Source organism: Streptomyces sp. NPDC057424, assembly GCF_042803315.1.
Classification (GTDB): Bacteria; Actinomycetota; Actinomycetes; order Streptomycetales; family Streptomycetaceae; genus Streptomyces.
Window position 1 is genome coordinate 288,844 of record NZ_JBHVCP010000002.1, and the last position, 24,904, is coordinate 313,747.

The 24,904-nt window shown below is 71.3% G+C and carries 27 protein-coding genes; 9 read left to right on the top strand and 18 right to left on the bottom strand.

Translation table 11 applies throughout. From position 1 onward, the window contains the following. Positions 1–17: 17 nt before the first annotated feature. Positions 18–1,733, bottom strand: coding sequence for a serine/threonine-protein kinase (locus ACFU3E_RS03520; protein ID WP_384151310.1), 1,716 nt, complete (start codon positions 1,731–1,733; stop codon positions 18–20). Positions 1,734–1,826: 93 nt separating this feature from the next. Continuing rightward, a complete protein-coding gene (locus tag ACFU3E_RS03525; protein WP_361309734.1) occupies positions 1,827–2,675 on the bottom strand; it encodes a menaquinone biosynthesis protein in 849 nt (282 codons plus the stop codon). Positions 2,676–2,996: 321 nt separating this feature from the next. On the opposite strand from ACFU3E_RS03525, the gene ACFU3E_RS03530 reads away from it, so the two are divergent. The 3 genes from ACFU3E_RS03530 (at position 2,997) to ACFU3E_RS03540 (ending at position 4,298) form a co-directional block, all read left to right on the top strand. Then, positions 2,997–3,200: a cold-shock protein gene (locus tag ACFU3E_RS03530; protein WP_004984723.1), complete on the top strand. Its 204-nt coding sequence runs from the start codon at positions 2,997–2,999 to the stop codon at positions 3,198–3,200. A gap of 109 nt (positions 3,201–3,309) precedes the next feature. Continuing rightward, positions 3,310–3,636 (top strand): hypothetical protein, encoded by a 327-nt coding sequence (locus ACFU3E_RS03535; protein WP_384151315.1) that lies wholly within the window; start codon positions 3,310–3,312, stop codon positions 3,634–3,636. A gap of 11 nt (positions 3,637–3,647) precedes the next feature. Then, positions 3,648–4,298: a class I SAM-dependent methyltransferase gene (locus ACFU3E_RS03540; RefSeq protein WP_384151318.1), complete on the top strand. Its 651-nt coding sequence runs from the start codon at positions 3,648–3,650 to the stop codon at positions 4,296–4,298. A 158-nt stretch (positions 4,299–4,456) separates the two neighbouring features. Here the strand turns inward: ACFU3E_RS03540 and kstD are convergent, their stop codons facing one another. The 4 genes from kstD to ACFU3E_RS03560 all read right to left on the bottom strand — a co-directional run bounded on the left by kstD (position 4,457) and on the right by ACFU3E_RS03560 (position 11,000). Further along, on the bottom strand, positions 4,457–6,238 hold the full coding sequence (gene kstD, locus ACFU3E_RS03545) for a 3-oxosteroid 1-dehydrogenase (protein ID WP_384151321.1): 1,782 nt from the start codon (positions 6,236–6,238) through the stop codon (positions 4,457–4,459). 95 nt (positions 6,239–6,333) lie between these two features. Beyond that, entirely contained in the window at positions 6,334–7,410 is a 1,077-nt protein-coding gene (locus tag ACFU3E_RS03550) for a sugar ABC transporter substrate-binding protein (RefSeq protein ID WP_384151609.1), read from the bottom strand. Between the two features lie 151 nt (positions 7,411–7,561). Continuing rightward, positions 7,562–9,481: an AMP-dependent synthetase/ligase gene (locus ACFU3E_RS03555; protein WP_384151324.1), complete on the bottom strand. Its 1,920-nt coding sequence runs from the start codon at positions 9,479–9,481 to the stop codon at positions 7,562–7,564. Between the two features lie 229 nt (positions 9,482–9,710). Beyond that, complete coding sequence (locus tag ACFU3E_RS03560; RefSeq protein ID WP_384151327.1) at positions 9,711–11,000, bottom strand: acetyl-CoA C-acetyltransferase; 1,290 nt, start codon at positions 10,998–11,000, stop codon at positions 9,711–9,713. A gap of 106 nt (positions 11,001–11,106) precedes the next feature. Between ACFU3E_RS03560 and ACFU3E_RS03565 the strand changes: the two genes are divergently transcribed. Continuing rightward, positions 11,107–12,414, top strand: a complete 1,308-nt coding sequence (locus tag ACFU3E_RS03565; protein ID WP_384151330.1) for a 3-oxoacyl-ACP reductase — start codon at positions 11,107–11,109, stop codon at positions 12,412–12,414. Next, positions 12,414–13,265, top strand: coding sequence for a MaoC family dehydratase (locus ACFU3E_RS03570; protein WP_384151333.1), 852 nt, complete (start codon positions 12,414–12,416; stop codon positions 13,263–13,265). The genes ACFU3E_RS03565 and ACFU3E_RS03570 overlap by 1 nt, the downstream gene beginning before the upstream one ends. Here ACFU3E_RS03570 and ACFU3E_RS03575 read toward each other — a convergent pair. From ACFU3E_RS03575 to ACFU3E_RS03610, 8 genes are all read right to left on the bottom strand, one after another. Then, positions 13,253–13,918, bottom strand: a complete 666-nt coding sequence (locus ACFU3E_RS03575) for a TetR/AcrR family transcriptional regulator (RefSeq protein ID WP_384151336.1) — start codon at positions 13,916–13,918, stop codon at positions 13,253–13,255. The two genes, ACFU3E_RS03570 and ACFU3E_RS03575, sit on opposite strands and share 13 nt — an antisense overlap. A gap of 96 nt (positions 13,919–14,014) precedes the next feature. Next, positions 14,015–15,325 (bottom strand): dicarboxylate/amino acid:cation symporter, encoded by a 1,311-nt coding sequence (locus ACFU3E_RS03580; RefSeq protein ID WP_384151339.1) that lies wholly within the window; start codon positions 15,323–15,325, stop codon positions 14,015–14,017. Positions 15,326–15,391: 66 nt separating this feature from the next. Continuing rightward, positions 15,392–15,493, bottom strand: coding sequence for a putative leader peptide (locus ACFU3E_RS03585; RefSeq protein WP_329503596.1), 102 nt, complete (start codon positions 15,491–15,493; stop codon positions 15,392–15,394). Positions 15,494–15,633: 140 nt separating this feature from the next. Continuing rightward, entirely contained in the window at positions 15,634–15,939 is a 306-nt protein-coding gene (locus ACFU3E_RS03590) for a DUF4229 domain-containing protein (RefSeq protein ID WP_384151343.1), read from the bottom strand. Between the two features lie 92 nt (positions 15,940–16,031). Continuing rightward, positions 16,032–16,556 (bottom strand): GNAT family N-acetyltransferase, encoded by a 525-nt coding sequence (locus ACFU3E_RS03595; RefSeq protein WP_384151346.1) that lies wholly within the window; start codon positions 16,554–16,556, stop codon positions 16,032–16,034. Positions 16,557–16,641: 85 nt separating this feature from the next. After that, positions 16,642–17,805, bottom strand: a complete 1,164-nt coding sequence (gene mqnE, locus ACFU3E_RS03600) for an aminofutalosine synthase MqnE (protein WP_384151349.1) — start codon at positions 17,803–17,805, stop codon at positions 16,642–16,644. Positions 17,806–17,886: 81 nt separating this feature from the next. Further along, positions 17,887–18,342, bottom strand: coding sequence for an Lrp/AsnC family transcriptional regulator (locus tag ACFU3E_RS03605; RefSeq protein WP_384151352.1), 456 nt, complete (start codon positions 18,340–18,342; stop codon positions 17,887–17,889). A gap of 57 nt (positions 18,343–18,399) precedes the next feature. After that, complete coding sequence (locus ACFU3E_RS03610) at positions 18,400–19,062, bottom strand: UbiX family flavin prenyltransferase (RefSeq protein WP_384151612.1); 663 nt, start codon at positions 19,060–19,062, stop codon at positions 18,400–18,402. A gap of 115 nt (positions 19,063–19,177) precedes the next feature. Here ACFU3E_RS03610 and ACFU3E_RS03615 point away from each other — a divergent pair, with 115 nt between their 5' ends. Then, positions 19,178–19,783, top strand: coding sequence for a rhomboid family intramembrane serine protease (locus ACFU3E_RS03615; protein WP_384151355.1), 606 nt, complete (start codon positions 19,178–19,180; stop codon positions 19,781–19,783). Here the strand turns inward: ACFU3E_RS03615 and mqnP are convergent. Both mqnP and ACFU3E_RS03625 read right to left on the bottom strand, forming a co-directional pair. Then, entirely contained in the window at positions 19,773–20,678 is a 906-nt protein-coding gene (mqnP, locus tag ACFU3E_RS03620) for a menaquinone biosynthesis prenyltransferase MqnP (protein WP_384151358.1), read from the bottom strand. The genes ACFU3E_RS03615 and mqnP overlap by 11 nt on opposite strands. Beyond that, positions 20,675–22,126: a menaquinone biosynthesis decarboxylase gene (locus tag ACFU3E_RS03625; protein ID WP_384151361.1), complete on the bottom strand. Its 1,452-nt coding sequence runs from the start codon at positions 22,124–22,126 to the stop codon at positions 20,675–20,677. Before ACFU3E_RS03625 ends, mqnP begins: the two co-directional genes overlap by 4 nt. Positions 22,127–22,195: 69 nt before the next feature. Between ACFU3E_RS03625 and ACFU3E_RS03630 the strand changes: the two genes are divergently transcribed. Further along, positions 22,196–22,516, top strand: coding sequence for a PLD nuclease N-terminal domain-containing protein (locus tag ACFU3E_RS03630; protein WP_384151364.1), 321 nt, complete (start codon positions 22,196–22,198; stop codon positions 22,514–22,516). Positions 22,517–22,519: 3 nt separating this feature from the next. Here ACFU3E_RS03630 and ACFU3E_RS03635 read toward each other — a convergent pair whose 3' ends face one another. Further along, positions 22,520–22,630 carry a DUF397 domain-containing protein gene (locus tag ACFU3E_RS03635; RefSeq protein WP_384151615.1) on the bottom strand — a complete coding sequence of 37 codons (111 nt, stop codon included), beginning with the start codon at positions 22,628–22,630 and terminating at the stop codon, positions 22,520–22,522. Next, positions 22,578–23,537 carry a Scr1 family TA system antitoxin-like transcriptional regulator gene (locus tag ACFU3E_RS03640; RefSeq protein WP_384151367.1) on the bottom strand — a complete coding sequence of 320 codons (960 nt, stop codon included), beginning with the start codon at positions 23,535–23,537 and terminating at the stop codon, positions 22,578–22,580. Before ACFU3E_RS03640 ends, ACFU3E_RS03635 begins: the two co-directional genes overlap by 53 nt. Before the next feature lie 105 nt (positions 23,538–23,642). Between ACFU3E_RS03640 and ACFU3E_RS03645 the strand changes: the two genes are divergently transcribed. Beyond that, positions 23,643–24,248, top strand: coding sequence for a hypothetical protein (locus tag ACFU3E_RS03645; protein WP_384151370.1), 606 nt, complete (start codon positions 23,643–23,645; stop codon positions 24,246–24,248). Between the two features lie 86 nt (positions 24,249–24,334). After that, positions 24,335–24,799 (top strand): nucleoside deaminase, encoded by a 465-nt coding sequence (locus ACFU3E_RS03650; RefSeq protein ID WP_384151373.1) that lies wholly within the window; start codon positions 24,335–24,337, stop codon positions 24,797–24,799. Positions 24,800–24,904 lie beyond the last annotated feature (105 nt).

The window sequence follows — 24,904 nt, forward strand, 5'->3', positions numbered from 1 at the left end:
GGGGACGGCTGCCCCGGCTACCGCACCTTCGACAGCCGAGCCCCCGGACGCCCCGACTCCTCGCTCTCCGACCGGTACTGCAGGTCGTCGCCCACCGGCTTGAGGTGGACGGTGGTCTTCGCCGGGTTGCAGCCGCTGTGGTTGGTCCTCGCGCCGACGGACGTCGCGACGAGCTCCGTCTTCGTCACCTGCTTCAGGGTGAGTACGTCGACGCAGACGCCGCCGAGCTGGTCGGTCTGGCGGAGCTTGCCCAACTCCTCGCCGACGGAGGCCTGTTCCACGGTGACGCGGAACGTGCCGAGGGGCAGTCTGCCGTCGAGGGCGACGCCCTGGCCCTCCCAGGTGCCGAGGTACGCGGCGGGCACCGCGCCGGTGGGGGCGGAGCTCGCGGTCGCCGCCGGAGGGGAGTCGGACCCGCTGCCGGAGTCCGCGTCGTCCGGGCCGCCCCGGCCCGGCAGCAGGTCGAACACGAACACCGAGCCGATCGTCACGGCCGCCATCGCGCCCGCGGCCGCCAGCGCCACGGAGCAGCTCAGCCTCCGCACCCGCCCGGCGCCCTCCGGGGCGGAGGTCGCCGCGACGGAGACGGAGACCCTGGCGGGGCGGCGGCCGGAGGTCGGGGCGGTGTCCTGCGGGTGGTCGCCGTCCCGGGGTTCGGGTACGGCGGCGTGGAGGGACGCGGGCGCCCCGGCCGTCGTGGGCGGAACCGGCGGCGGCATGACCGGCGGCGGTCCGAACACCCCCAGCCCCTCACTCTCACCCGCTTCCGGCACCCCCACCGAAGGGCTGCTGAACCCGACCGGCCCGGAAGGCCCCCCGGCCCCCGGCCCCGGCCCCGTCGCCTCCAGATTCAGCAGCCGCACGGCACCGCGGCTCACCTGCTCCACCAGCGCCCCCGGCAGCCATCCGCCCGCCACCAGCCGGGCCGCGCCTTCGGGGGCCAGTCGGCGGGCCACCTCCGCGGGGGCGGGCCGCGCGTCCGGGTCCTTGGCGAGGCACTCTGCCGTCAGGCTCCGCAACTCCCCGTCCAGCAGACCGAGTTCCGGCTCCTCGTGGACGACCTTGTAGAGCAGGGCGGCGGAGGAGTCACCGGGGAAGGGCGGCCGGCCGGTCGCCGCGTACGCGAGGACCGCGCCCAGCGAGAAGACGTCGGCCGCGCCCGAGACGCCCTTGCCGAGGATCTGCTCGGGCGACATGTAGCCGGGCGAGCCGATGGACACGCCGGTGGAGGTGAGGGACGCCGTGCCGTCCGTGGCCCGGGCGATCCCGAAGTCGATCAGCAGGGGGCCGTCGAGGGTCAGCAGGACGTTCGAGGGCTTCACGTCCCGGTGCACCAGCCCCAGTTCGTGCACCGCCGCCAGCGCCTCGGCGAGTCCCGCGCCCAGGGCCCGTACGGTGTGGGCGGGCAGGGGTCCGCCGTCGGCGACCGCGGCCGACAGGGACGGACCGGCGGCGTACGCCGTCGCCACCCACGGCACCCGCGCCCCCGGGTCAGCGTCCAGGACGGGCGCCGTCCAGGCGCCGCCCACCCGGCGGGCGGCCTCGACCTCGCGCCGGAAACGCGCCCGGAACTCCTCGTCCAGCGCGAAGTGCGGATGCACGATCTTCACGGCGACCGTGCGGCCACCGGCGCTGCGGCCCAGGTAGACCCGGCCCATGCCGCCGGAGCCCAGCCGGCCGAGCAGCCGGTAGGGACCCACGACGGTGGGTTCGTCGACGTCGAGCGGCCGCATGGGCGTCATCCCTCCCCCGTAGGCAAGCGGGGACGGCTGCGGTCCCGGTACGCCTGCGTTCCCCAGCAGAGTAGTGCGGGAGCAGCGCCCGGCTCACGGCTGGAGCAGGTCCACCTTCACGTCCGCGGGGAAGCCGGTCGTCGGCCCGACCCGCCGCGCGAACTCGGCGACCGCCGCGAGCTGCGGGCCGCCGAAGCGGAAGTCGAGGGTCGTGAAGTAGCGGGCGAGGGTCTCCTCGTCGAAGGCCTCCCAGCGGGCGGCCTGCTCGGCGACCTTGCCGACCTCCTCCAGGGAGAGGTTGCGGGAGTCGAGGAAGGCCTCGTGCACCCGGCGGGTGATGACCGGCTCACGCTCCAGGTAGTCGCGGCGGGCCGCCCAGACCGCGAAGACGAACGGCAGGCCCGTCCACTCCTTCCACAGCGCGCCCAGGTCGTGCACGTCCAGGCCGAAGCGCGGCCCGTCGAGCATGTTGGCGCGCAGCGCCGCGTCGCCGATGAGGACGGCGGCGTCGGCCTCCTGCATCATCAGGCTCAGGTCGGGCGGGCAGGTGTAGTAGTCCGGCTGGACGCCGTAGCGCTCGGCGAGGAGCAGCTGGGCGAGGCGGACGGAGGTGCGGGAGGTCGACCCGAGGGCGACGCGGGCGCCGTCCAGCCGGTCCAGCGGGACCTGCGAGACGATCACGCAGGACATGACGGGGCCGTCGCAGCCGACGGCGATGTCGGGGAAGGCGACCAGGTCGTCGGCGTGCCGGAGGAACTCGACGAGGGTGATCGGACCGATGTCGAGTTCGCCCTGCACCAGCTTCTCGCTGAGCTTCTCCGGGGTGTCCTTGGAGAGCTCGAAGTCGAGGAGCGTGCCCGTTCTCGCGAGCCCCCAGTACAGGGGCAGGCAGTTCAGGAACTGGATGTGGCCGACACGCGGCCGGGTGCGAGGATTGTCCACATCGTGAGGCTAGCCCTCACGGCGTACGGACCGGCGCGCGACCCCGCCGTCGGGGTGTGGGGCCGTTGTGGACGCCCCCACCGCCAGTCGGCGGGGGGATGTTCAAACATTCGGGTGACGTGATCTTGACCCCTATTGCATTCCGCGGCCTGCGTGCTAGGCTCGTCGCAAGTTGCAGTTTGGTTTCCCTTGCAGTACAGAGCCTGCGGAGCATGTGACCGCGGGCTCTCGTCATTCTCAGACATATGCACTTGTGCGGAATTCATCTTCACACTTGCTGGTTCTGGAGCAGGGCAACCCTTTTGGGCCCAAGGAGGGCTTATGGCTACCGGAACCGTTAAGTGGTTCAACGCCGAAAAGGGCTTTGGTTTCATCGCCCAGGAGGGCGGCGGCCCCGACGTCTTCGTCCACTACTCCGCGATCAACGCGACCGGATTCCGGTCCCTCGAGGAGAACCAGCAGGTGTCTTTCGACGTCACGCAGGGTCCGAAGGGCCCGCAGGCTGAGAACGTCACGCCGGTCTGATTTGTAGTACCCAAGGAGCCCCGCGCCGCCAGGCGACGGGGCTCCTGCCCTTTCCGGCCCTTCTGCCCGATGAATTCCCGGCGAATTCTGGCCGTGGGACGATGAGCGGATGCGGAAAGATCAGGGGAACACTGGGGAGGCCGGCGGCGCTCCCGCCGACAAGACCCTGGCCACGGGCCTGTCGGTCGGCCTCTCCCTCGGCCTGTCCCTCGGCACGGCCATAGGCCTCGTGTTCGGCATGACCGTCTTCGACAACCTCGCCCTCGGCCTGGCTCTGGGCCTCGGCTTCGGCACGGCGATCGGAGCGGGCGCGGGCATCGGCGCCGCGCGGGCACGGGCAGACCGGGAGGACGGGGAGCAGGGCCGGAATCACGGAGACGGCCGGTCGGACGAGGGCCGGGGAGACGAGGGCCGGGGAGACGAGGGCCCGCGCTAGGGTCGGCGGCCATGACCGACGCCGACTTCGTGACCGAGACCCGCGTGTTCTACGACACCGTCGCCGAGGAGTACTCCGTCCACTTCGGTGACCTGCGCCCGGGGACGCCCCTGGACCGGGGCGTGCTCCACGGCTTCGCGGAGCTGGTGGGTGCGGGGGGCGAGGTCGCCGATCTGGGGTGCGGGCCCGGGCGGGTGACGGCGTACCTGGCGTCCCGGGGGCTGTCGGTTTTCGGGCTGGACCTTTCGGAGTCGATGCTCGCGATCGCCCGCCGCGAGAACCCGGGCCTGCGGTTCGTGCGGGGCTCGATGCTGGAGCTGGACCTCCCGGACGGCTCACTCGACGGTGTCGTGTCCTGGTACTCGATCATCCACACACCCGAGGAGCACCTGCCCGGCCTCTTCGCCGGCTTCCACCGCGTCCTGCGCCCGGGCGGCCATCTCCTCCTCGGCTTCCAGTGCGGTGACATGCCCCGCCACTACGAGGAGGCCTTCGGCCACCCGGTGTCCCTGACCTTCCGCCGGCGACGGCCGGAGCGTGTGGCCGCCCTGCTGGGTGCCGCCGGCTTCACCGTGCGCGCCACGACGGTACGGGAGCCGGACGAGGCCCAGGGCGAGCCGGTCGCCCAGGCGGCTCTCGTGGCCCGGAAGCCGGCGGAGTAGGGGGCCCTGAGCCGCCCGGGGCATCGCCGCAGCCCCACGCGCGACACCCGGGCGGCCCCGCGACCGGGCACGGGTGCCCCAGGCGTACCGCGACCGGCTCACGCTCAGCCCTCAGGAGCCCTCCGCATCCGCAGCCGCACCCGCATCGCCACCGCCCCCTAGAGCACCCCCGCGATGTCCCTCGCCGCGATGTACCCGAACGTCATCGCCGGGCCGATCGTCGACCCCGCGCCCGCGTAGCTGTGGCCCATCACGGCCGCGCTGGCGTTGCCCGCCGCGTACAGGCCGGGGATCACCGAGCCGTCCTGCCGCAGCACCCGGGCCCGGGCGTCCGTGCGGAGGCCGCCTTTCGTGCCGAGGTCGCCGGGGACGATGCGGAAGGCGTGGTACGGGGGGAGCCAGAGGGGGGCCAGGCAGGAGTTGGGGTGAACCGACGGGTCCGTGTAGTAGTGGTCGTAGGCGCTGTCGCCGCGGTGGAAGTCGGGGTCCTCGCCCCGTCGCGCCTGGGCGTTGAAGCGGTTCACGCTGGTGCGCAGGGCCGCCGCGGGGACGCCGATCGAGGCCGCCAGCGCGTCCAGGGTCCACTCCCTGTGCGCGGCCCCCGAGTCGTACCAGGCGTCGGGGAAGGGCAGCGTCGGCAGGACGTCCTTGAAGAGGTACCGGTTGCGGTAGTTCTGGTCGACGACGAGCCAGCACGGGATGGCCGGGTCGGTGTCGTGGACGTCGTACATGGTGTGCACGACGTCGCTGTAGGGCGCGGCCTCGTTGACGAAGCGCCGGCCCGAGCCGTTCACCATCAGCCCGCCGGGCAGGGTGCGTTCGGCGAGGCAGAAGTAGGGCCGGCCGGGGAGGGGGATCGCCGGGCCCCACCAGGCGTCCTCCATCAGGTCGAGCGCCGCGCCCAGCCGCTCCCCCGCCCGGATGCCGTCGCCGGTGTTCTCCTTGGCCCCGACGGTCCACTCCGTGCCGATGGGCTGCCGCTGGAAGCGTTGCCGCATCGCGGCGTTGTGCTCGAAGCCGCCCGAGCCGACGATCACGCCCCGGCGGGCGCGGACCAGGCCGGGGGCGCCGTCGCGGGTGACGACGGCTCCCGTCACCGTGCCGTTCTCGACGTGCAGGTCCGTCAGGGGCGTGTTCAGCCAGACCGGGACCCCGGCCGAGTTCAGGCCCGCCCGCAGGCCCGCCGCCAGCGCCTGGCCCATCGTCAGGGGCTTCTGGCCGAGCGTCGCCGCCTTCGCGCCGCGGGCGAGGCACTGGGCGGCGACGGCCGCGCCCCGGGCGTTCACGGCGGCCAGGGCGACCCACTTGTAGTCGGCAGAAAAGACCACCATGCCGGCGGGGACGTCCATGTACGGCGGGTTCAGGTGCGCCAGTTCGGCGCCCAGGAGGTTGCCGTCGAACTGGTCCGGCTCGATGGAGCGGCCGTTCGGCAGTCCGCCGGGGAGCTCGGGGTAGTAGTCGCTGTAGCCCTCCATCCAGCGGAACCGGAGCGGACTGTTCGCCATGACGAGGGAGAGCGCCGCCGGGCCGTGGGTGAGGAAGGCCCGCTGCCGGTCGGCGGGGACGTCCGGGCCGACGACCGCGGCGAGGTAGGCGGCGGCCTTCGCGGGCGTGTCCGGGACCCCGGCCGCGAGGATCACCTCGTTGTTGGGGATCCAGATCCCGGCACCGGAGCGGGCGGCCGAGCCGCCGAAGGTCGGGGCCTTCTCCACGACGACGCAGCTCAGGCCCTGCCGCGCGGCGGTCAGCGCGGCGGTCATGCCGGCGGCGCCGGAGCCGATGACGACGACGTCGTACGTGCCGAGCGGGGGTGAGTCGGCTGCCCGGGCGCCCTGTTGCACTCCCGCGGCGACCGCGAGACCGGCACCGGCGGCCCCGGCCAGCAGTCGTCTTCGGGACGGGGCTCCGGCAGTTCCTGCGGTGTCCGTGCGTGTGGTCATGGCCGCTCCAGCCCGACGAGAACGCGAAAAGGGGTGGGGAATGTCGCGCGGGGGTCTTGCGAAGTCAAGACCCGTGCGGCACCCGCCCCGGCCCGCTACTCGAGGCCGATGGCCGCGCAGTCCGCCTTGTACGTGGCAGTGCAGATGTCCTTGACGGTGTACACGCCGTCCGTGATCACCGTTTCCTTGATGTTGTCCTTGGTGAGGGCGACCACCGGCACCAGCATCGCGGGGATGCTCTTCTGCGTCGGGCTGTCGACCGTCTCCCGGGTCAGCGCGGAGAACTCGATCGTGCGGCCCTGGACCTTGGCCACCGCGATCTTCGCGGCGTTGGTCGCCTCCAGCAGGAAGGACTTGTAGACGGTCATGTACTGCTCGCCGGACACGACCCGCTGCACGGCGTCGAGGTTGGCGTCCTGGCCGGTGACCGGCGGCATGCTGGTGGCCCCGGCCTCCTGCAGCGCCTCGATGACGGCGCCCGCCATGCCGTCGTTGGCCGAGTAGACGGCGGCGATGTTGTTCAGCCCGACGGCCTGGATGGCCTTCTCCATGTTGGCCTTGGCGATCGCCGGCTTCCACTCCTTGGTGTCGTACTGCTCGACGATGTCGACCTGGCCCTGGAGTTCGCTGAGCGCGCCGTCCTTGAAGCGTGCGGTGTTGGGGTCGGCGGGGTCGCCGTTCATCATGACGACCTTGCTCTTCTCGGCCTTGTCGCCGAGCTCACCGACGATGGCGCGGCCCTGGACCTGGCCGACGAGTTCGTTGTCGTGGGAGACGTAGGCGTCGATCGGGCCCTCGGCGAGCCGGTCGTAGGCGATGACCGGGATGCCGGCGTCCTTGGCCTTCTGCACGTCCGTGGCGATGGTCTTGGAGTTCAGGGCGTCGACGAGGATGACGTCCACCTTGTCGGCGATCATCTTCTGGAACTGCTCGCTCTGTCTGCTGACGCTGGCGTCGGCGTTGGCGTAGCGGACCGTGCCCTTGTTCTCCGTGAGGGACGCGACCTCCTCCTTGATCAGGGGGTAGTCGAACTTCTCGAAGCGTGCCGTGTCCCGGTCGGGCAGCAGCAGGCCCACCGTGATGTCGTTGCCCTTCTTCGCGGCGGTGTCGTCACTCCCGCCGTCGCCGCAGGCGGCGAGGGACAGGGCCGATACCGAGACCGCCAGGGCCATGGAGAGGTGCCGCACGGCGGCCTGACGGGTGTTGCGCGCTATCACTGGTGGTGCCTTCCGATGGGGGAGCATCGTGACGAGGTGGTCGAAAGCCAACGGGCAGACGCCGTGTGTCGTCAAGAACCACGTGTGAAGAGATCGCAAAGGTGCCTCACCGCGTGTACAGGCTCTCCACTTCCACGGCGAACGCGCGCAGCACGGCTTCCCGGCGGAGCTTCATCGAGGGGGTCAGATGGCCCGCCTCCTCGGTGAAGTCCTCGGGGAGGATGGCGAAGCGGCGGATGGACTCGGGGCGGGAGACCATCTTGTTGGCCTCGTCGACGGCCCGTTGGAGGACGGCGCGCAGTTCCTCGTCGTCGACGAGGAGCGCGGGCGGGACGGGGTGCTTGCCGTTCATCTGGCGCCAGTGGGTGATGCCGGCCGGGTCGAGGGTGATCAGCGCGGAGACGAACGGGCGGCCGTCGCCCAGGACGAGGCACTGGGAGATCAGCGGGTGTGCGCGCAGCCAGTTCTCCAAGGGGGCCGGGGCGACGGACTTGCCGCCCGCGGTGATCAGGAGTTCCTTCTTGCGGCCGGTGATCGTCAGGTAGCCCTCGTCGTCCAGTTCGCCGATGTCGCCGGTGGCGAGCCAGCCGTCCGGGGCGGCGGGGACGACGCCGCCGGCCTGCGGGTCCCAGTAGCCGCGCAGCACGTGGTCGCCGCCGACGAGGATCTCCCCGTCGGCGGCGATGCGCACCCGGGTGCCGGGCAGCGGCCAGCCGACGGTGCCCAGCCGGGGTTTCAGGGGCGGGGTGACGGTGCTCGCGCCGGTGGTCTCCGTCAGGCCGTAGCCCTCGAAGATCTCGATGCCGGCACCGGCGTAGAACGCGGCGAGGCGGCGGCCGAGCGGGGAGCCGCCGCAGATGGCGTAGCGGACTCTGCCGCCCATGGCGCTGCGGATGCGGCGGTAGACCAGGGGGTCGTAGAAGGCCCGGGCGGTCTTGAGGGCGCGGGAGGGGCCGGGGCCGGTGCCCGTCTGCTGGGCCTCCAGGGCCTCTCCGTAGCGCTGCGCCACCGACGCCGCACGGTCGAACGACGAGACGCGGCCGCCGGCCTCGGCCTTGGCGCGGGCCGAGTTGAAGACCTTCTCCAGCATGTACGGGATGGCCAGCAGACAGGTCGGCCGGAAGCTGGCCAGGTCCGGGAGCAGCCGGTCCGCCTTGATGCTCGGCGCGTGACCCAGCCGTACGCGGGCGCGGATGCAGGCGATGGCCACCATGCGGCCGAAGACGTGGGACATCGGCAGGAACAGCAGGACCGAGGCCTCTTCGCTGGTCTTCGCCCGGAAGACGGGGTAGAGCAGCTCGATGGCGTTGTCGACCTCGGCGAAGAAGTTGCCGTGGGTGAGCGCGCAGCCCTTGGGGCGTCCGGTGGTGCCCGAGGTGTAGACGAGGGTGGCCAGGGTGTCGGGGCCGAGCATGCCGCGCCGCACCTCGACCTCCTGGTCGGGCAGGTGCGCCCCGGCCTCCGCGAGCCGGTCCACATGGCCCTTCTCGACGATCCACATGTGTGTGAGGTCGGGCAGGCGTTCGCGTTCCGGGCCGAGGGCGGCGGCCTGCGCGGCGGTCTCGGTGACCAGGGCGACCGCGCCGGAGTCCTGGAGGATCCAGCGGGCCTGGAAGACGGAGGAGGTGGGGTAGACGGGGACGGTGACCAGTCCGGCCGCCCAGGCGGCGAAGTCCAGCACGGTCCACTCGTAGATGGTGCGGGCCATCACGGCGATCCGGTCGCCCGGCATCAGGCCCTCGGCGATCAGTCCCTTCGCCACGGCCCTCACCTGCTCGGCGAACTGCGCCGCCGTGACGTCGCTCCAGTGCCCGTCGGCGTCCTTGCGGCTGAGCGCCACGGCACCCGGGTTCGCGTTCGCGTTGTCGAAGGGCAGGTCGGCGAGGGACCCGTGGGTCCACGGTGGGGCCAGCGGCGGTACGGAGGCCTCCCGCGCGGCCCCGTCCAGCCGCCGCACCTCGGGCTCGACGAGCACCGGTCCGCCGTACGCGTCGCCGTAGGCGGAGGAGGGATACGCAGTGGACACGGGCGACTCCTGGGGCGTGCAGCGAGAGACTGCTTGCTGCATGACGTACGTGCCTCGTACGCCGAGGCGCTCAACCGGCTGAACCCCCAGATAGGGGTTACTGACGGTAGGAACGGGATCGTACGGCGCTCACGTGGCGGGTTTGTGCGGGTTCGGGGATGGTCCGGAGCCAGGCCTGTGCAATCTCGAGGGTTAAGTGAGAGTCCTTCAGGTTCTGCACGCCGTGCGCTCAGGCCCGTTCCAGGATCGCCGTCACCCCCTGCCCGCCCGCCGCGCAGACGGAGATCAGCCCGCGGGCGGGGGCGTCCCGTTCGGTGAGGAGCTTGGCCAGGGTGGCGACGATCCGGGCACCGGTGGCGGCGAAGGGGTGGCCGGTGGCGAGGGACGAGCCGGCGACGTTCAGCCGGGCGCGGTCCACCGTGCCCAGGCCCCGCTTCTCCCAGGCGGCGAGCGTGGCCAGCACCTGGGAGGCGAACGCCTCGTGGATCTCGACGAGGTCGAAGTCGTCCAGGTTCAGTCCGGCCCGCTCCAGCATGCGCGGGACGGCGTGGGCGGGCGCCATGAGCAGGCCGTCCTCGCCTCCGGCCACATCACCGCCCACGAAGTCGACGGCCGCCGTCTCGTACGCGGTGAGGTACGCCAGCGGTTCCAGGCCGCGCTGGCGGGCCCACTCCTCGCTCGCCAGCAGGACGGTCGCGGCGCCGTCGGTCAGCGGGGTGGAGTTCCCGGCCGTCATGGTCGGGCCGGGGTGGCCGAGCCCGAACACCGGCTTCAGGGAGGCGAGTTTCTCCACCGTCGAGCCGGGGCGCAGGTTCTGGTCGCGGGCCAGGCCGCGGAAGGGGACGACCAGGTCCTGGAAGAAGCCGCGTTCGTACGCCGCCGCCAGCCGCTGGTGACTGGTGGCCGCGAGTTCGTCCTGCGCCTCGCGGGCGACGCCCCAGGCGCGGGCGGTGACGGCGGCGTGTTCGCCCATGGACAGGCCGGTGCGCGGCTCGGCGTTGCGCGGGATGTCGGGGACGAGGTGGCCCGGGCGCACCTTCGCCAGGGCCTTGAGACGGGCGCCCGGCGACTTCGCCCGGCGGACCTCCAGGAGGATGCGGCGCAGGGAGTCGTTGACGCCGAGGGGTGCGTCGCTGGCGGTGTCGGCGCCGCCCGCGACGGCCGACTCCGTCTGGCCGAGGGCGATCTTGTTGGCGGCGGCGATGACGGCCTGGAGGCCGGTGCCGCAGGCCTGCTGGATGTCGTAGGCGGGGGTGCGGGGGTGGAGTTTCGAGCCGAGGACGGTCTCGCGGGCGAGGTTGAAGTCGCGGCTGTGCTTGAGCACGGCCCCGGCGGCGAACTCGCCCACCGCGCCCGGCTCCTGGAGCCCGTACCGCTCGACGAGGCCGTCGAGGGCGGCGGTGAGCATCTGCTGGTTGGAGGCGGTGGCGTAGGGGCCGTCGGAGCGGGCGAAGGGGATGCGCGCTCCGCCGACGATCGCCACGCGCCGCACCGACGGCGCCATCTCCTGGGGGCTCATCTCGACCTGCTCCTCGTCCGTGACGTAGCCTTACCTCCGGTAACCTTACTCCAGAGTAAACAGGAGTCGGGCTTCAGTGAGCCGTTGTCGGGAACTGGGAGTTGTCATGGCCGACCGCTATCTGCGCTTCACCGGTACCGCGCCCGGCCGCTTCCTCACCCGCCGGCTGGGGCTGCCGCAGCCCGCGGCGCTGACCCGCTGGTCCCCCGAGCGGCCCGCCCTGGACGGCGGCCTGCTGCACCTCACCGCCGGCCGCTCCGGCCTCGGCCTGGATCCGGTCCTGGCCCGTACGGGGCTCGGCCCGGCCGGCTCCGACCGCGCGGCCGCCGTCGTCCTGGACGCGACCGGGGTACATGACGTCGAGGGGCTGGCGGAGGTGCACGCGGCCCTGCATCCCGCCGTGCGGTCGGTCGCCGCCGAGGGAGGGCGCGTGGTGGTCCTCGGCGCGCCGCTCGACCCCGCCGACCACCACCAGGCCGCGGCCCAGCAGGCCCTGGAGGGCTTCACGCGCTCCCTCGGCAAGGAGATCGGCCGGGGCAGGACGGTGAACCTGGTCCGGCTCACGGACGCCGCCGCCGCCGAGTCCACACTCCGCTTCCTGCTGTCGCCCAAGTCGGCGTACGTCAGTGGCCAGGTGATCGAGGTGGGGGCACCGCAGGAGACCCCTCCCCCCGACGGGGAACGCCCCCTCGCCGGCCGCACCGCCCTCGTCACCGGCGCCGCCCGGGGTATCGGCGCAGCGGTCGCCGAGACCCTCGCGCGGGACGGGGCCCGGGTCGTGGTGCTCGATGTGCCGCAGGCCGAGCAGGACGCCCGGCGCGTCGCCGACCGGCTCGGCGGCACGGCGCTGCTGCTCGACATGACGGCCGCGGACGCGGGTGCCCGGATCACCGAGGCCCTGCCCGACGGCCTGGACCTGCTGATCCACAACGCGGGCATCACCCGCGACCGGCGCCTGGTGAACATGTCCGCCGAGCGCTGGATCTCCGTCCTCGAAGTGAACCTGGCGAGCGTGCTGCGCACCACGGACGCCCTGCTGAAGGACGGGACGCTGAGGCGCGGCGGCCGGATCGTCGCCACCGCCTCCATCGCGGGGATCGCCGGCAACGCCGGCCAGACCAACTACGCCGCGAGCAAGGCGGGCGTCGTCGGCCTGGTCCGCTCCCTCGCACCGCGTGCGCTCGCGGAGCACGGCGTGACGGTCAACGCGGTCGCGCCCGGTTTCATCGAGACGAAGATGACGGCCGCCGTCCCGCTGTTCATCCGCGAGGCGGGCCGCCGCATGAACTCCCTCGCCCAGGGCGGCCTCCCGGCCGATGTCGCCGAGACCACCGCCTGGCTGACGCACCCGGCCTCGGGCGCGGTCAACGGCCAGGTCGTCCGCGTCTGCGGCCAGAGCCTGCTGGGGGCGTGATGACCTCCACCGCCGATCTCACACTCGCCCAATCCCCCTCCCTCGCCCCGCTCCTGGCCCGTGGTGCCCTGCTGTCGCCCTTCAAGCGCCCCGGCCCCGACCGGGAGTTCGCCCGTACCCGGCTCGTCCTGCCCGGCCTGCGCGTCGACCTCGCGCGGCTCGCGGCGTACGAGCGGGTCTGCGGGTTCCCGACCGGGGAGGACGCGCTGCCGGTGACGTATCCGCATGTGCTCGGGTTCCCCCTGGCCATGCGGCTGATGAGCGGCCGGGACTTCCCGCTGCCGCTGCTCGGCCTCGTCCACACGTCGGTCACCGTCACGCGGCACGCCCGGATGCCGGCGAGCGGCGCGTACGAACTCTCCGTGCACGTCCAGGGGTTGGTCCCGCACCGGCGCGGCACCGAGGCCACGGTCGTCACCGAGGTGCGCGGCGGCGGGGACGTCGTATGGGAGTCGAGGAGCACGTACCTGGCACGGCACCGCACGCACGGGCCGGCCGGGGCCGGCCGGGAGCCCGAGGCGCGCGAGCCGCTGCCCGCCGTCGCCGAGTGGCGGCTCGCCGGGGATGTCGGGCGCCGCTACGGGGCCGCCTCCGGGGACCGCAACCCGATCCACCTGCACCCGCTCACGGCCCGGCTGTTCGGCTTCCCCCGGGCCATCGCGCACGGCATGTGGACCGTGGCCCGCTGCCTCGCCGCGCACGGCATCCCCGAGTCCTGCCATCTGCGCGCCGAGTTCAGGGCGCCGGTCCTGCTGCCCGGGACGGTGACGTACGCGGCGCGGGACGGCCGGTTCGAGCTGCGCGGCCGGGAGGGCCGGATCCACGTGACGGGGGACGTCTACCCGGTGTGAGGGCCCGGCTGCTCCTCCGGAGGTGCCCAGGGCCGCCCCTCCATGAGGTCGCCCAGCCCCGCCCAGGCGAAGTTCATCAGCGTGGCCGCTGCCTGCCGGGCCGTGACGCCCGGGGTGGCGTTGGCCCAGGCGGCGAGCGACTCGGCGGCGCCGACCAGGGCCTCGGCCAGGCCGGCGACCTCGCGTTCCGGGAGGTCGGGATCGCGGTGGGCCTCGCGGGCACCGGCGAGGATCAGCTGCGTCACGAACGCGACGATCTCCTCGCGCATCGCGGCGACCTCGGCGGCGAACGGCTCGCCGTGCGTACGGGCCTGGAGGTGCAGGACGGACCACGCGTCCGGGTTCTCGCCGGTGTGCGCGAAGAAGGCGCCGAGGCCTTCCCAGAGTTGCCGGTCGGCGGGCAGGTCGCGCCGGACGCCGGCCCGTACCGCCTCGACGAGGGCACCCGCCTCCCTGCGGATGCAGGCGGTGAAGAGGTCTTCCTTGGAGTTGAGGTAGAGGTAGACCAACGGCTTGGACACGCCCGCCAGTTCGGCTATCTCATCCATCGACGCGGCCATGTAGCCGCGCTGGCCGAAGATCCGCACGGCGGCGTCCAGCATCTGCTGTTCACGGACCGCGCGCGGCATCCGCTTGGTCTTCACGGCACCCATACCGCTTAGCGTACGGGCCCCCTGGACGGCCCTCGCCCCGGAGACCGGGGAAGGACCGCCCAGGGGGCCCGTCAACTCCGCAGGCCGATCGGCCCGTCAAGCGGCCGCGGGGACCGGCTCGGCCTTGCCGGGCTGCTCGTCGAGCGGCTCGTCCAGGGAGGAGCCGTCGGCCGTGGCGTACGCGTCGCGGTCGAGCAGGTTCTCGCGGGCCGAGACCAGCACCGGGATCAGCGCCTGTCCTGCGACGTTGGTCGCGGTGCGGATCATGTCCAGGATCGGGTCGATCGCGAGGAGCAGGCCCACGCCCTCCATCGGCAGGCCGAGGGTGGAGAGGGTGAGGGTCAGCATGACCGTCGCGCCGGTGAGACCGGCCGTGGCGGCGGAGCCGACCACCGAGACGAACGCGATCAGCAGGTAGTCGCCGACGCCCAGCTGGATGCCGAAGATCTGGGCGACGAAGATCGCGGCGATCGCCGGGTAGATCGCGGCGCAGCCGTCCATCTTGGTCGTCGCGCCGAACGGCACGGCGAAGGAGGCGTACTCCTTCGGCACGCCGAGCCGCTCGGTGACCTTCTGCGTCAGCGGCATGGTGCCCACGGAGGAGCGGGACACGAAGGCCAGCTGGATCGCGGGCCAGGCGCCCTTGAAGAACTGGACCGGGTTGGCCTTGGCGACGGTCGCGAGCAGCGTCGGGTAGACGCCGAACATCACGATGAGGCAGCCGACGTAGATGTCGGCGGTGAACGTCGCGTACTTGCCGATCAGGTCCCAGCCGTAGGTGGCGATGGCGTTGCCGATGAGGCCGACCGTGCCGAGCGGGGCGAGCCGGATGACCCACCACAGCGCCTTCTGGAGCAGGCTGAGGACGGACTCGCTCAGGGTGAGGATCGGCTGGGCCTTCTCGCCGAGCTGGAGCGCGGCGATACCGGCGACGGCGGCCATGAAGACGATCTGCAGCACGTTCAGCTCGGTGAACGGCGTGATGACGTCGGTGGGGATGATGCCCGTCAGGAAGTCGATCCAGGAGCCGGTGTCCTCGGGCTTCCCGCCGTCCTTGGGCGTGAGGCCGGTACCGGCGCCGGGGTTGGTCAGCAGGCCGATGACCAGGCCGATGCTGACCGCGATCAGCGAGGTGATCATGAACCAGAGGAGGGTGCGCGAGGCCAGGCGGGCCGCGTTGTTGACCTTCCGCAGGTTGGTGATCGAGACCAGGATCGCGAAGAAGACGAGGGGGGCGACCGCGAGCTTCAGCAGCCCGATGAAGGTGTCGCCGACCTTCTCCAGTGTCGTGACCAGCCAGGACACGTCCTGGCTGCGGGCGAGCCAGCCGAACAGCACACCCAGGACGAGACCGGCGAGGATCTGGGCCCAGAAGGGCACCTTGAAGGATTTCGTGTGTGAGGACACGGACTGACTCCGTTGGGGGGACGCGTGAGGGAGCTGACGTGGGAGACGACGGGGGGTTGCGTTACGTCAGGGACGACAGAAAGCGGACGCGCACCGACAGAGATCCACGTGCAGCCGCGCCACGAGCGGAACGCTCAGGGGCGAGTGGGGCGCGACTGCTGACTTCATACAATGACCTTAACACCTGAACTTTGAGGACCCCAAAGCCTGGCTTTGACAGGTGACGGCGCACACACGCCCATACAACGCAAAGCGCCCCGTTTCCGAGCATGTGCGGAAACGGGGCGCTGGCGAGCGCGTGAAGGACCCTACGAGGTCTGGCCCTGGGCCTGGGTGCGGGCGGAGTCGTCAGCGACGTCCTCCTGGCTGCGGCTGGCCTCCAGGTTGGCCTTCATCCGGTCGACCCGGTGCACGATCTGCACGGACGCCCGGTCCCGCTCCTTGCGCAGCACGACGAAGCTGATCGGCGCGGAGACGAGCAGGGCGAGCAGGACGATCCACAGTCCGTTGCTGTCGCCGAGCCCGCGCGGGGCGATGCCGGAGTAGACGGCGCCCCAGACGACCACGAGGCAGCCCACGAAGACTCCGAGGCGCATCAGCGTGTAGCGGAGCATCTCAATCCACTCTTCCGGTTTCGAACGGCCAGAACACACCCAAAGGGGCACCGTCCAGTGAAGCACGCCGAACGGCCGATCTTGCAGGGGGGTCAGCCGAGGGGCAGCAGCATGATGACGTCGTCCCGGTCGTCGCCCGGCGCCACCCGGATCGCCCCGGGGATCCGCCCGACCTCCTTGTAGCCGCAGGACGCGTAGAACCGCTCGAGACCGAGCCCGCCCCGGCAGGTCAGCCGGATCGCCTCGATGCCGTCCATCCCGCGGGCCGCGCCCGCGGCGGCGTCCAGCAGATCCCGCCCGTAGCCCTTCCCCTGGTGCCGCGGGTGCACCATCACCGTGTACAGCCACAGCCAGTGCGTCATGAGGTGATGCGTGTTGAAGGTCAGGAACGCGGTCGCGGCGACCCGCCCCTCCGCGTCGTGCCCGACGAGGAGTCTGACCCGCCCCTCCGCCATCGACGCGAAGTGCTGCACCAGAGCGGGGCGGATCTCCTCCCGTGTCACCGGCGGCACGTACCCGACGGCGCCGCCGGCGTTGGAGACATCGGTCCAGAGATCCAGCAGACCGTCACGCAGCGCGGGGGTGACGGCGGGGGCCAGCGTGAAGGTAAGGGGCATGGAGCGATTGTAGCTATTACGACAGGGCGCGGGGGGAACCGCGCGATCAGCCCCCACGCACCCGCACCCGCACCCGCACCCGCCGTCAGACCCGCATAGGCTGTGGCGCCTCGCGAAGCGAGGGATCGGGCCCGTCGTACTCCCGGATGATCTCGTACCGGGTGTTCCGCTCCACAGGCCGGAACCCGGCATCACGAATGAGGTCGAGCAGATCCTCGCGCGTCAGCTTGTTCGGCGTCCCGTAGTTGTCCGCGTCATGCGTGATCTTGTACTCGACGACCGAACCGTCCATGTCGTCCGCACCGTGCTGCAGCGCGAGCTGCGCCGTCTGCACACCGTGCATGACCCAGAAGACCTTCACGTGCGGCACGTTGTCGAACAGCAGCCGCGACACGGCGAAGGTCTTCAGCGCCTCGGCCCCCGTCGCCATCTGCGTCCGCGCCTGGAGCCGATTGCGCACCTTGCCGTCCTGCATGTCGACGAAGTCGTGCTGGTACCGCAGCGGAATGAAGACCTGGAAGCCGCCGGTCTCGTCCTGCAGCTCGCGCAGCCGCAGCACGTGGTCCACCCGGTGACGGGGCTCCTCGATGTGCCCGTACAGCATCGTGCACGGGGTCTTCAGACCCTTCTCGTGCGCGAGCCGGTGGATGCGCGACCAGTCCTCCCAGTGGGTGCGGTGGTCGACGATGTGCTGCCGGACCTCCCAGTCGAAGATCTCCGCACCGCCACCGGTCAGCGACTCCAGACCGGCCTCGATCAGCTCGTCGAGGATCTCGGAGGCCGGCATCCCGGAGATCGTCTCGAAGTGGTGGATCTCGGTGGCCGTGAACGCCTTGAGCGAGACGCCGGGCAGCGCCTTCTTCAGCTCGCTCAGCGACCGGGGGTAGTACCGCCACGGCAGGTTCGGGTGCAGCCCGTTGACGATGTGCAGCTCGGTGAGGTTCTCGCCCTCCATCGCCTTGGCGAGCTTGACGGCCTCCTCGATGCGCATCGTGTACGCGTCCTTCTCCCCCGGCTTGCGCTGGAAGGAGCAGTACGCGCAGGAGGCCGTGCACACGTTGGTCATGTTGAGGTGCCGGTTGACGTTGAAGTGCACGACGTCGCCGTTCTTGCGCGTCCGCACCTCGTGCGCGAGGCCGCCGAGCCAGGCCAGGTCGTCCGACTCGTACAGCGCGATGCCGTCCTCACGGGTCAGGCGGACACCCGCCCTGACCTTCTCCTCCAGCTCGCGCTTGAGCCCGAGATCCATGCCCACACCTTTCTACGACGACGTCCCAACCGTACGCCCCCACCCTTCGGGCGGGAGGTGCCCCCAGACGGCCCTTCGGGCCTACTCTTCTTCGGGCAGCTCTCCGACCCGGTTCTCCCACTTCGTGGAGAGCACGATGGTCGTACGCGTCCGGGAGACGCCCTCGATCCCGCTGAGCCGCCGGATCATCCTCTCCAGGCCGTCCACGTCCGCCGCCCGCACCTTGAGCATGTACGAGTCGTCGCCCGCGATGAACCAGCAGTCCTCGATCTCCGAGAGGTCCTTCAGCCGCTGCGCCACGTCCTCGTGGTCGGTGGCGTCGGAGAGCGAGATGCCGATCAGGGCGGTGACGCCGAGGCCGAGCGAGGCGGCGTCGACGGTGGCCCGGTAGCCGGTGATGACACCGGCCGCCTCCAGCCGGTTGATGCGGTCGGTGACACTGGGTCCCGACAGTCCGACGAGGCGTCCCAGCTCCGCGTAGGAGGCCCGGCCGTTCTCCCTCAGGGCCTGGATGAGCTGCCTGTCCACCGCGTCCATTGCGATCGAAGCCTTCCGCTGAAGTTGTCGTTGAGTCCGATGAGGTTCGGGTGCTGCTCAGCCGTCGCGGTGTGCACCGCCGCCGAGTTCACCCTGCCAACGGCGGTAGAGACCGTGCGGCACGCCCGCCGCGTCGAGTACGCGTCCGGCGACGAAGTCCACCAGGTCCTGGATGTGCGTCGCGCCCGCGTAGAAGGCGGGTGAGGCGGGCACCACCGTCGCGCCCGCGTCGTCGAGGGTGACCAGATGCCGCAGGGTCTGGCCGTTCAGCGGGGTCTCCCGTACGGCCACGATCAGCTTGCGGCCCTCCTTGAGGGTCACGCTCGCCGCCCGTTGCAGCAGGTCCTTCGACAGACCGAGCGCGACTCCGGCCACGTTCGCCGTCGAGGCGGGCACGATGAGCATGCCCTTGGTGGGGTACGACCCCGAGGAGGGCCCGGCGGCCAGGTCGCCGGCGCTCCAGTGCCGTACGGCGCCGATGTCGACGGAGAAGGTGTCCGGCTTGCCATCGGCACCCCGGGACAGCCATTCCCGCAGGTCAGACTGCCAGTGGGCGTCCCGGAAGGAGATCCCTGTCTCGTCCAGCAGGGTGAGCCGGGAGGCCCGGGACACCACGAGGTCGACGCTCTCCCCGGCGGCGAGAAGAGCCCGCAGCACGGCAGCGGCGTACGGGGTGCCGGAGGCGCCGGACACCCCTACGATCCAAGGCGTACGCGGCATCTCGCCTGGCTTGACTGGGTTCACGACACCGAGCCTATCCGGCGTCGCAGGGTGGGAACCGGCCAAGGGGTGCGGGCCGTTGCACTGAGGGGATGAGCGAGCACTGGGGGTCGCCATGTCGAATCCGAAAGCCGGGTGGTCACAGAGCGACCGCGCGCTGGCCGCGGGCAAGCTGATGCTGGCCTGGGTCGCGCTGCTGTGGCTGCTGGAAGTGGTGGACACGGCCACGGGCCATGCGCTGGACGGCTTCGGCGTCACCCCGCGCGACCCGTCCGAGCTGGTCGATGTCGTCCCCTCCTCCTTCATCCACTTCGGCTTCGCCCATCTGGCGGCGAACACCGTGCCGCTGCTGGTCCTCGGCTTCCTCGCCGCGCTCGCGGGCCTGCGCCGGTTCCTGCTCGTGTGCGCGCTGATCATCGTCGTGGACGGCCTGGGTGTCTGGCTCATAGCCCCCGCCCACACCAACACCGCGGGCGCCTCCGGCCTGATCTTCGGCCTCTTCGGCTTCCTCCTGGTCAGCGGCTTCGTCGAGCGCCGCCCCTGGGGCGTCCTGGCGGGCGTCCTGATCGCCGCGATCTGGGGCGGCTCGATCCTGGCGGGCCTGGCCCCGACCCAGACGGGCGTCAGCTGGCAGGGCCATCTGCTGGGCCTGCTGGCGGGGGTGGCGGCGGCGTTCGTGTTCCGCCGCGACCCGGCAGCACCGCCCGCGCTCACACGGTGAGACCACGCACCAGCAGATCCAGCAGCGCGCACACGAACAGGGCGATGCCGATGAAGCCGTTGACGCTGAAGAACGCGCGGTTCACGCGGGACAGGTCGTGGGGGCGGACGATCGAGTGCTCGTAGAGGAACGCGGCGGCGACGATCAGCAGGCCCAGCCAGAAGAAGGCACCGGCGTCGGTGGCTAGGGCGTACCAGACGAACAGGGCCGTCGTCACCGCGTGGCAGACCCGCGCGCCCCAGACGGCCGCCGGGATGCCGAAGCGGGCCGGGACGGACATGACGCCGATCTCGCGGTCGGTCTCCACGTCCTGGCAGGCGTAGATCAGGTCGAAGCCGCCGATCCAGATGCCGACGGCGAGACCGAGGAGCACCGCGTCCCAGGACCAGGAGCCCGAGATCGCCAGCCAGCCGCCGACCGGGCCCATCGCCTGGGCGAGGCCGAGGATGGCCTGCGGGAAGTTCGTGAACCGCTTGCCGTACGGGTAGACCACCATCGGGACCACCGCGATGGGGGCCAGCGCCAGGCACAGCGGGTTCAGCAGGGCCGCAGCGCCGAGGAACACGGCCAGGGCGATCAGCGCACCCGTCCAGGCGTGCTTCACCGACATCGCGCCCGTCACCAGCTCGCGCTGCGCCGTACGCGGATTCCTCGCGTCGATCTCGCGGTCGATGATCCGGTTGACCGCCATCGCGAAGGTGCGCAGGCCCACCATGCAGACGGTGACCAGCAGCAGCCGGCCCCAGTGGATGTTCCTGTCCCACTGGAACATCGCCGTGAGCGCGGCGATATAGGCGAAGGGCAGCGCGAAGACCGAGTGCTCGATCATCACCAGCCGGAGGAAGGCCTTCGTGCGTCCTGGCTGCTGCGGGATCGCGGCGGAAGCGGAGGTCACAGTCCGTACTCCTTCCAGCGGCGGTCCACCTTCGCCGCGGTCTCCGGATCGGACTCCACCATGTCGGGCCAGCCTCCGTCGCGCGTGTAGCCCTCCTCGGGCCACTTCTTCGTCGCGTCGATACCGGCCTTGCCGCCCCAGAACTGCTGGTAGGAGGCATGATCGAGGTGGTCGACGGGGCCCTCGACGATCGACAGGTCGCGGGCGTAGTCCGTGTTGCCCAGCGCCCGCCAGGCGACCTCGTGCAGATCGTGCACGTCGCAGTCGGAGTCGACGACCACGATCAATTTGGTCAGGGACATCATGTGCGCACCCCAGACGGCGTGCATCACCTTCTGCGCGTGCTTCGGGTACTTCTTGTCGATCGAGACGATCGCGCAGTTGTGGAAGCCGCCCGCCTCCGGCAGGTGGTAGTCCACGATGTCCGGCACGATGATCTTCAGCAGCGGCAGGAAGAAGCGCTCCGTCGCCCGGCCCAGGGGCCCGTCCTCCGTCGGAGGGCGGCCCACGACGATCGACTGGAGCAGGGGCCGCTTCCGCATCGTCACGCAGTCGATCTTCAGCGCCGGGAAGGGCTCCTGCGGCGTGTAGAAGCCGGTGTGGTCGCCGAAGGGACCCTCGGGGAGCATCTCGCCCGGCTCCAGCCAGCCCTCGATCACGACCTCGGCCTGCGCCGGCACCTGGAGCGGCACGGTCTTACAGTCGACCATCTCGATCCGCTTGCCCGCGAGGAACCCGGCGAACAGGTACTCGTCGATGTCCCCGGGCAGCGGCGCGGTGGAGGCGTACGTCACGGCGGGCGGGCACCCGAAGGCGATCGCGACGGGCAGCCGCTCACCCCTGCGCGCGGCCACCTGGTAGTGGTTCCGGCTGTCCTTGTGGATCTGCCAGTGCATACCGATGGTGCGTTTGTCGTGCCGCTGGAGCCGGTACAGGCCGAGGTTGCGGACGCCGCTCTCCGGGTCCTTGGTGTGGGTCAGCCCCAGATTGAAGAACGACCCGCCGTCCTTCGGCCAGGTGAAGAGGGCGGGCAGCTGGTCCAGGTCGACATCGTCCCCGGTCAGGACGACGTCGTGCACCGGGCCGTCCTTCACCTTCTTCGGCGGTACGTGCGTCATCGCGCCGAGTTTCCCGAAGGCCTCGCGCACGCCGACGAACCCGTGCGGCAGTTCGGGCTTCAGCAGCCCGCCGATCCTCTCCGAGATCTCCGCGTACGACTTCAGGCCCAGCGCCTTCAGCAGCCGCCGGTCCGTGCCGAACACGTTCATCGCGAGCGGCATGCGCGACCCGCGCACGTTCTCGAAGAGCAGGGCGGGGCCGCCGGACTTCTGCACCCGGTCGACGATCTCCCCGACCTCCAGGTACGGGTCCACCTCGGCCTTGATGCGCTTGAGGTCGCCCTCGCGCTCCAGCGCCCTGAGCAGGGAGCGAAGATCGTCGTAAGCCATGGGGTCCAGTATCCCCGAGCGGCTACTCTGACCCTGAACCGCCCACCCGATTTCGCTGAGAGGCCGCGCATGCTCCGGGTACTGATGTTCCTCGTGCCGCTGGCGCTCAGCGTGTACGCGTTCATCGACTGCATCAGCACGAAGGACGACGACATCCGCCACATGCCCAAGCCGCTGTGGGCGCTCCTCGTGCTGGTGTTTCCGCTCGTCGGCTCGATCTCCTGGCTGATCGCCGGCAAGAAGCGGAGCCCGGCCGCCGAGGGCTGGTCCGGTGCGCGCGGCGGCGGCCGGTCCCGCCAGTGGGTCGCGCCCGACGACAACCCCGACTTCCTGAAGTCCCTCGACGAGGACAAGGACGCCGACCCGGACGAGCGCAAGCGCGACGAGTAGCGCTCAGAGAGCGGCGGTGAACGCGGACCAGGCGGACCGGCCCACGAGCAGGATCGGACCGTCAGGAGTCTTGCTGTCGCGGACGGGGACGGATTCGGGGAAACCGGGGGCTATTTCTATGCAGTTGCCGCCGTTGCCGTCGCTGTAGCTGCTCTTGACCCAGGCCACTGTGCCGAACTCGTTCCGGTCCATAGCGCTCGTACCTCTCCATCGCCTCGTGGATCAGAGCGGCGGACTGGGGAGCTGACAGGGTGTCCGCCCTGAGCACATCATAGAACTGGTTATAGCGCTCGTAGACGGCCGGATCGTTCGTGAAGTGGCCACGGTCGAGGGACTCCGAGTAGAGCCACTGACGGCCTTCGGGCAGCGTGATCAGCGACATGGAGCCGCTGGGACGGACGATTTCGAGCGGCCCTGCGGGCGCGACCTGAATACGGATATTGGGGCGCTGCGCGACGCCGAGCAAGTGCGCGCACTGGTCCCGCATGACAGCCGGACCACCGACCACGTTGCGCAGGCAGCTCTCGTCGAGGACAACGACGTACAGCGGACCGCCGTCGGCGAGGAAGCGCTGCTGTCGGCTCATCCGGGCTCGGACACGTTCCTCCAGGTCCACCCCGCTCACGTAGCGCGAGGACAGCGCCCGGGCGTAGTCCGACGTCTGCAACAACCCCGGGATGACACGCTCCTGGTACTCCCGCAAAGTGACGGCCTCCTGGTCCATCTCCGCCCGCCGCCGGAACCAGTCAGGATGCTCCACCTGCGGATACCAGTCGATCCGCCCCCACAGCCGAAGCAACACCCCACCCGTACCGAGCAGTTCGTCGCAGGTCTTGGCGAACGTGTCCTGCGGAACCCTCGTACCGGCCTCCACCCGCGCCACGTGCGAGCGGTCGCACGGGATCTGCCGCGCCAGCCCCTCCTGCGTGAGCAGCGCCACCTCGCGGAAGTGCCGCAGCACCTCGCCGAACACGGCGGCCGTGCTCGCCCCCGACTCCGCCCCGCCGTTCCGTCGGCTCACGGCATCCCCCTCCGTGACAGTGCACCGGTGTCACACGCCAAGCATTGATCCGGACCGTTCCCCTGCGCAACGCTCACCACACCCAGAGTGACGAAGGAGTACGCGATGGAACCGGGAACGCTCGTCTACGACCCCCAGACGCACAAGGTCGGCGAGTACCAGGACAGGACCGGCCCGTACGTGATGCTGCGCCCGGTCGGCGGCGGCCGCGAGTGGCAGGCGGACCCGGCGAGGATCCGCGAGGCGACGCCGGAGGAACGGCTGAGCGCGGGCGTGCGCGCGGCCAACGACCGTTCCAGGGAAGGGCTGTCGGCGGATCCGGCCCGGCCCCCGGTCCCCGTGCCCGGGTGCGCGGCATGCGAGGAGCTGGCAGCCCGGAGGGACACCGCGCGGGCCGCGTTCGACGGAAGCGCCGTGACGGACGCGAACGTTCTGCTGCGCCAGCACCAGAACAGGGAACACGGTGGGGAACCGGCCGGCCGCAGGATCTTCCGGTACGTGCCGTACACGATCGTGCAGGACGCGTCGGCCCTGCCCGAGTACGAGGCCCGCTGCGTCTCGGGCGACGACGCGGACTGCGGAGCCGGTTCCGGGCTCCGTTCGGCACCGGCCGAGGTCGAGGAGTGGCAGCGCCGGCACACCCAGAAGACCCGCCACCTGCGCTACCGGCGCTGCTTCGCCGACTACGCGGTGCTGGAGAGGCAGGGCTGAGGGGGCCCGGACCGGCGTCAGGAGGGGGCCCGGCGCCGCCCGCGCGGCGATGATCGGGCCAGGTTACAGAGGGGCGAGGAGGGGTCATGGATGAGGTCATGGACCGGGCACGGGCACGCACATGGCTCACGACCGCCGTCGAGGAGGCCCGTACCGGGCTCGCCGAGGGCGGCATCCCGATCGGTGCCGCGCTGTACGGCGCCGACGGCACCCTGCTGGGCCGCGGCCACAACCGCCGCGTCCAGGACGGCGATCCGTCCCTGCACGCGGAGACGGCGGCCTTCCGCGCGGCCGGACGGCAGCGCTCCTACCGGGGCACGACGATGGTGACGACCTTGTCCCCGTGCTGGTACTGCTCCGGTCTGGTGCGGCAGTTCGGCATCTCCAGGGTGGTGATCGGCGAGGCGGTCACCTTCCACGGCGGCCACGACTGGCTGGCCGAACACGGTGTGGAGATCGTGCTGTTGGACGACGCCGAGTGCGCCGGGCTGATGCGCGGCTTCATCGCGGAACACCCCGCGCTCTGGCACGAGGACATCGGCGTCAACTGAGCACACCGGACAGGCCCCGTATCGCCGTTCGAGACGCCATCCGTTCTCCTGAAATGTCGCGACACGCGGTGTGGCCGGTGGCCGGCTCGGCATTCCCTTGATCGG

Bases quoted from the DNA above. Each gene is read 5' to 3' on its own strand.
- ACFU3E_RS03590 (WP_384151343.1), bottom strand. From the start codon at position 15,939: ATGCTCCGCTACACGCTGATGCGCCTCGGAGTCTTCGTGGGCTGCCTC.
- ACFU3E_RS03575 (WP_384151336.1), bottom strand. From the start codon at position 13,918: ATGGGTGCCGTGAAGACCAAGCGGATGCCGCGCGCGGTCCGTGAACAG.
- ACFU3E_RS03530 (WP_004984723.1), top strand. From the start codon at position 2,997: ATGGCTACCGGAACCGTTAAGTGGTTCAACGCCGAAAAGGGCTTTGGT.
- ACFU3E_RS03535 (WP_384151315.1), top strand. From the start codon at position 3,310: ATGCGGAAAGATCAGGGGAACACTGGGGAGGCCGGCGGCGCTCCCGCC.
- ACFU3E_RS03650 (WP_384151373.1), top strand. From the start codon at position 24,335: ATGGATGAGGTCATGGACCGGGCACGGGCACGCACATGGCTCACGACC.
- ACFU3E_RS03605 (WP_384151352.1), bottom strand. From the start codon at position 18,342: ATGGACGCGGTGGACAGGCAGCTCATCCAGGCCCTGAGGGAGAACGGC.
- ACFU3E_RS03645 (WP_384151370.1), top strand. From the start codon at position 23,643: ATGGAACCGGGAACGCTCGTCTACGACCCCCAGACGCACAAGGTCGGC.
- ACFU3E_RS03560 (WP_384151327.1), bottom strand. From the start codon at position 11,000: ATGAGCCCCCAGGAGATGGCGCCGTCGGTGCGGCGCGTGGCGATCGTC.
- ACFU3E_RS03630 (WP_384151364.1), top strand. From the start codon at position 22,196: ATGCTCCGGGTACTGATGTTCCTCGTGCCGCTGGCGCTCAGCGTGTAC.
- ACFU3E_RS03625 (WP_384151361.1), bottom strand. From the start codon at position 22,126: ATGGCTTACGACGATCTTCGCTCCCTGCTCAGGGCGCTGGAGCGCGAG.
- ACFU3E_RS03570 (WP_384151333.1), top strand. From the start codon at position 12,414: ATGACCTCCACCGCCGATCTCACACTCGCCCAATCCCCCTCCCTCGCC.
- ACFU3E_RS03610 (WP_384151612.1), bottom strand. From the start codon at position 19,062: ATGCCGCGTACGCCTTGGATCGTAGGGGTGTCCGGCGCCTCCGGCACC.
- ACFU3E_RS03565 (WP_384151330.1), top strand. From the start codon at position 11,107: ATGGCCGACCGCTATCTGCGCTTCACCGGTACCGCGCCCGGCCGCTTC.
- ACFU3E_RS03585 (WP_329503596.1), bottom strand. From the start codon at position 15,493: ATGAAGTCAGCAGTCGCGCCCCACTCGCCCCTGAGCGTTCCGCTCGTG.
- mqnE (WP_384151349.1), bottom strand. From the start codon at position 17,805: ATGGATCTCGGGCTCAAGCGCGAGCTGGAGGAGAAGGTCAGGGCGGGT.
- ACFU3E_RS03520 (WP_384151310.1), bottom strand. From the start codon at position 1,733: ATGCGGCCGCTCGACGTCGACGAACCCACCGTCGTGGGTCCCTACCGG.
- kstD (WP_384151321.1), bottom strand. From the start codon at position 6,238: ATGACCACACGCACGGACACCGCAGGAACTGCCGGAGCCCCGTCCCGA.
- ACFU3E_RS03550 (WP_384151609.1), bottom strand. From the start codon at position 7,410: ATGGCCCTGGCGGTCTCGGTATCGGCCCTGTCCCTCGCCGCCTGCGGC.
- ACFU3E_RS03540 (WP_384151318.1), top strand. From the start codon at position 3,648: ATGACCGACGCCGACTTCGTGACCGAGACCCGCGTGTTCTACGACACC.
- ACFU3E_RS03615 (WP_384151355.1), top strand. From the start codon at position 19,178: ATGTCGAATCCGAAAGCCGGGTGGTCACAGAGCGACCGCGCGCTGGCC.
- ACFU3E_RS03595 (WP_384151346.1), bottom strand. From the start codon at position 16,556: ATGCCCCTTACCTTCACGCTGGCCCCCGCCGTCACCCCCGCGCTGCGT.